General features: G+C 35.6%; 5 protein-coding genes. 3 read left to right on the top strand and 2 right to left on the bottom strand.

Features of this window, described 5'->3' with window-relative positions:
* From BBH99_RS10230 to BBH99_RS10220, 3 genes are all read left to right on the top strand, one after another.
* A partial coding sequence (locus BBH99_RS10230; RefSeq protein WP_131799212.1) for a LytR/AlgR family response regulator transcription factor occupies window positions 1-295 on the top strand: 295 nt, incomplete at its 5' end.
* Window positions 296-495: 200 nt separating this feature from the next.
* Window positions 496-1,287 carry a DUF1223 domain-containing protein gene (locus BBH99_RS10225; protein WP_066695217.1) on the top strand — a complete coding sequence of 264 codons (792 nt, stop codon included), beginning with the start codon at window positions 496-498 and terminating at the stop codon, window positions 1,285-1,287.
* Window positions 1,288-1,307: 20 nt separating this feature from the next.
* Window positions 1,308-1,700, top strand: a complete 393-nt coding sequence (locus BBH99_RS10220; protein ID WP_066695215.1) for a DoxX family protein — start codon at window positions 1,308-1,310, stop codon at window positions 1,698-1,700.
* Between the two features lie 96 nt (window positions 1,701-1,796).
* Here BBH99_RS10220 and BBH99_RS10215 read toward each other — a convergent pair whose 3' ends face one another.
* Both BBH99_RS10215 and BBH99_RS10210 read right to left on the bottom strand, forming a co-directional pair.
* Window positions 1,797-2,789, bottom strand: a complete 993-nt coding sequence (locus BBH99_RS10215) for an MBL fold metallo-hydrolase (RefSeq protein WP_066695213.1) — start codon at window positions 2,787-2,789, stop codon at window positions 1,797-1,799.
* A 137-nt stretch (window positions 2,790-2,926) separates the two neighbouring features.
* Window positions 2,927-3,928 carry an aldo/keto reductase gene (locus BBH99_RS10210; protein ID WP_066695211.1) on the bottom strand — a complete coding sequence of 334 codons (1,002 nt, stop codon included), beginning with the start codon at window positions 3,926-3,928 and terminating at the stop codon, window positions 2,927-2,929.
* Window positions 3,929-3,969: the final 41 nt, after the last annotated feature.

The raw sequence follows: 3,969 nt of genomic DNA, 5'->3' as shown, positions 1-3,969 counted from the left end.
ACCCACAGAAGAAATTGCCTATTTTTATATCCATAATGAGATTACTCATCTGGTAACATTTGCCAAAGAGCAGTTCCCGCTTACCCAACCGTTGGGGCAAATTGCAGAACAGGTATCCGACAAGCAGTTCTTCAGACTTAACAGGCAATATCTTGTCAATTTTAAAGCCATTAAAGAGATGGAGCATTATTTCCAACGTAAAATCCTGGTGAAACTTGTTATTGATACACCTGAAAAGCTTTTAATTAATAAAGAAAAGACACATAGTTTCTTTACCTGGCTTGAAAATAGATAATCACATTTGTCAAATACTAATTAACAATCATTGCAACTTTTAAAATAAGGTTGCAATTTTTATTTTCATTCCTGTGCTTCTATTTTACAAAAATATTCCACGCATCATTTTCCGGTTTCACCCTTCAATTTGTCTGATTCAACCAATTTCACATTTCACTGAAAATCAATAGTATTTACTTTTGAATCAAATTAAAAGATATGATACTAAAAAATACAATCACAGTCGGGCTTTTAGCCTTATCACTATTTTCTGCTTTTGCTTTCGTTCAAAAAGATGAGAAAGAAAAGATAAAGCAATATTCCACAACAGAAAACAAAGGCTTTGCGGTTCTGGAACTTTTTACATCAGAAGGCTGTTCAAGCTGCCCACCCGCTGATGAACTGATGGGAAAGATCGAAAAAGAATACAATAATGAAAATGTTTATATCCTCTCTTATCATGTTGATTATTGGAACCGTTTGGGATGGAAAGACCGATTCAGTTCCGCAGAAAATTCTCAGCGTCAACAAATGTATAGCCGTATTTTGTCCTCCCAAGTTTACACTCCCCAATTGATAATCAATGGAGAAACTGAATTTGTTGGTTCTGATGAAAATGCAGTCAGTAAAGCCCTTCAAACAGTATTATTCAATTCTAATTCTCAAAATACCACCATCAATCTTTCAGCGCGAATTACCAAAAATGAAATTCAGGTACAATATGAAACCTATGCTCCTGATTCTAAAAATAATCTTCTGATAAGTCTGGTGGAAAAACAATCTTCCACTCAAGTGGGAAAAGGAGAAAATGAAGGTCGTCATTTACAACATTGGCAGATCGTTCATAAGCAGAATGTAATATCCTTGAATAAAAATCAAAAAGGGATAACTGCATTCCAATTTCCGAAACAATTTTCTGCAGACAACTGGGAAGTTATCGCTTTCATCCAGAATCCAAAAACAGGAAAGATTTCCGGAACAGCAAAAGTTAATTTCAATTCAATAAAATAATCATTTAAAACAATACAACAATGAAAACAAAAACAACAAAAATCATTTACTGGACAGGAGTAATTTTTATGTCATTATGGTTTGGAGCTAGTGGCTTTTTTGAGCTCACAAAAAACCCGGTTGTTTGGGATATTACTCAGCAATTGGGATATCCGCCGCATTTCATTTATATTTTGGGGGTATTTAAGCTATCAGGAATTGTGGTTCTTTTACTTCCCAATAAACAATTAAGGCTTAAAGAATGGGTTTTCGCAGGTATGTTCTTTGATATTATCTTTGCGTTTTTTTCAAAAATTGCGGTGCTTGGTTTTCCTGCGACGATAGATGCGATCATAGCTTTTTCTGTTCTTACTGTTACTTATATTATGTTCAGAAAACTGTACGCTTCAAAATTGGTTTTTACTAATATTTAAGTCTTCATAAAGCCGAATGAATAAGCAGTTATAGTGAGAGCGGGCTAAAGCCCGCTCTTATTGATTTTATTTAATCATCTACCATATTTGCTTATATCAATTCATAAAGCTTTCAGGAATCCATTCAAATGCCGGAGCCTTTATTTTTGTAAAACCTAATCCCGGCCATGGCAAATGAGAAGCAAATGCTCTGGCTTTTGTATCGGCTAACTGTTTAAGAAACTTCTTTCTTGAGGCTGTGGCAATATCCAGATCTGTATCTCCTGAAAAACCCCAATCAGGATGAGGGAAAAGAATAACATCCGAATGAATAAGATCAGCAATATACATCAGCTTTTCATTCCCTGATGATATTGTAGTAATCGTTAAACCGGGAGTATGTCCTGGAGCCAATTGAAAATTGAAATGATTATACAGGGTCTTATTCAAATCATAAAATTTCAACTTGGGCTGAATAATTTTCAATATATTCTGAAGGGCCGGAATCATCTGGTTAAGCATTTCAGAATGCGTTTTCAAGGCACTGTTATTGAAATCCTTAATGGAAGCATTCGTCCAAAAATCATGTTCTGTTTTTGAAATAAAGATGGAAGCATTGGGAAAAACAAGTTTATTCTGCTTATCTACTACCCCACCGATATGATCCGGATGGGCATGAGAGATAAATACATCTGTAATATCTTGTGCTGAGAATCCGGCTTTCTGAAGGCTTTTTAATAAAAACCCGGTTCTTTCATCTGCAAATATACCCATACCAGTATCCATGAGGATCAGTTTTTCTTTTGTTTTAACAAGCAGGATATTGACTGCCATATCAATATAGTGATCTGCACGGAAGTTGTCTTTAAGGATTGTTTTCAATTCAGAAATATTTCCTCTTGGGGCAAATGAATTCAGGTTTTCTTCATGGATATATCCGTCTGTCAGAATAAACAGCTCTAATTCTCCAAGTTTAATTTTTTTAAAACCAGACAGATCATCTTCTGTTTTTTCCAGGATGGTTTTGCTTTCTGCAAATACATTGGAAAAAGGGATGAAACTTAATGTGCCTGCAAGCAGACTATTCTTTAATAATTCTCTTCTGTTCATAGTTTAAATAGTATTTCAACATTTGCCCTCACTCGAATAGCATCTCTGGAAACTTAAATGTTCTACGCAAATGAGTACAATATATTTTATAAAAAACTGAGTTCCTGATATTCAGAAACCCAGTGTATATGCTATTTTTAGTTATTAACCAGTTTCATTGACCCTTCATTATATCTTTCTCCTACATTCGGATATTTCTTCAGAATGGCATCAATGGTATCCAGATCAGATGGAGACAGCTCAATATTGGCTGCTGCAACATTTTCTTCCAGATATTTGATACGTTTAGTCCCTGGAATCGGAATGATATCATCACCTTGGTTCAATACCCATGCTAATGCCAGCTGGGTTCCTTTTAATCCTTTTGAAGCAGCAAACTCATTGATTTCATTTGCTAACCTGGTATTATTTTCCAGGTATTCCTGCTGATAACGGGGTAATGATTTTCTGAAATCATCATCTCCAAGATTCTGCACGTCATTGATATTGGCAAAAAGACCTCTCGCCAGTGGTGAATAAGGTACTAATGAAATCCCCAGTTCTCTTATGGTTGGCAGGATCTCACCCTCAACATCTTTACTAAGAATAGAATACTCTGACTGTAAAGCGGCTATTGGATGAATTTTATTGGCTTTTCTGATAGATTCTGCTGAAGCTTCAGATAATCCGATATATTTTACTTTACCTGCTTTAACCAGCTCAGCCATAGCTCCTACAGTTTCTTCTACCGGAACATTAGGATCTACTCTATGCGCATAATACAGATCTATGGTATCTATTTTTAATCTTTGAAGGCTTAAATCTACGGCTTGTCTGATCCATTCCGGAGAACCATCGAAATAAGTTCCCGGAGCCCCGCTATGACTGGCTATTCCGTCTTTAAATCTGAATCCGAATTTAGTGGCAATGAAAATTTTATCCCTGTTGGGCACTAATACTTTAGAGATTAACTTTTCATTTTCACCATTGGCATACATATCTGCCGTATCCCAGAAGTTAACGCCCAAATCTAATGCTCTGTGCAAAGTACTGATACTTTCCTGTTCATCTGACGGGCCATAAGCAAAGCTCATCCCCATACAGCCTAATCCAATAGCAGAAAGTTGTTCACCGGTGTTTCCTAATTCTTTAAATTTCATGATGATTTTGGTTTTAAATTATAAGACAAAATTAGAACATG

The organism is Chryseobacterium contaminans (assembly GCF_001684955.1).
Lineage (GTDB): Bacteria > Bacteroidota > Bacteroidia > Flavobacteriales > Weeksellaceae > Chryseobacterium > Chryseobacterium contaminans.
Note: the sequence above shows the minus strand (reverse complement) of the source record. Positions and strands in the feature narration are given on the sequence as shown.

Bases quoted from the DNA above. Each gene is read 5' to 3' on its own strand.
- BBH99_RS10225 (WP_066695217.1), top strand. From the start codon at position 496: ATGATACTAAAAAATACAATCACAGTCGGGCTTTTAGCCTTATCACTA.
- BBH99_RS10220 (WP_066695215.1), top strand. From the start codon at position 1,308: ATGAAAACAAAAACAACAAAAATCATTTACTGGACAGGAGTAATTTTT.
- BBH99_RS10210 (WP_066695211.1), bottom strand. From the start codon at position 3,928: ATGAAATTTAAAGAATTAGGAAACACCGGTGAACAACTTTCTGCTATT.
- BBH99_RS10215 (WP_066695213.1), bottom strand. From the start codon at position 2,789: ATGAACAGAAGAGAATTATTAAAGAATAGTCTGCTTGCAGGCACATTA.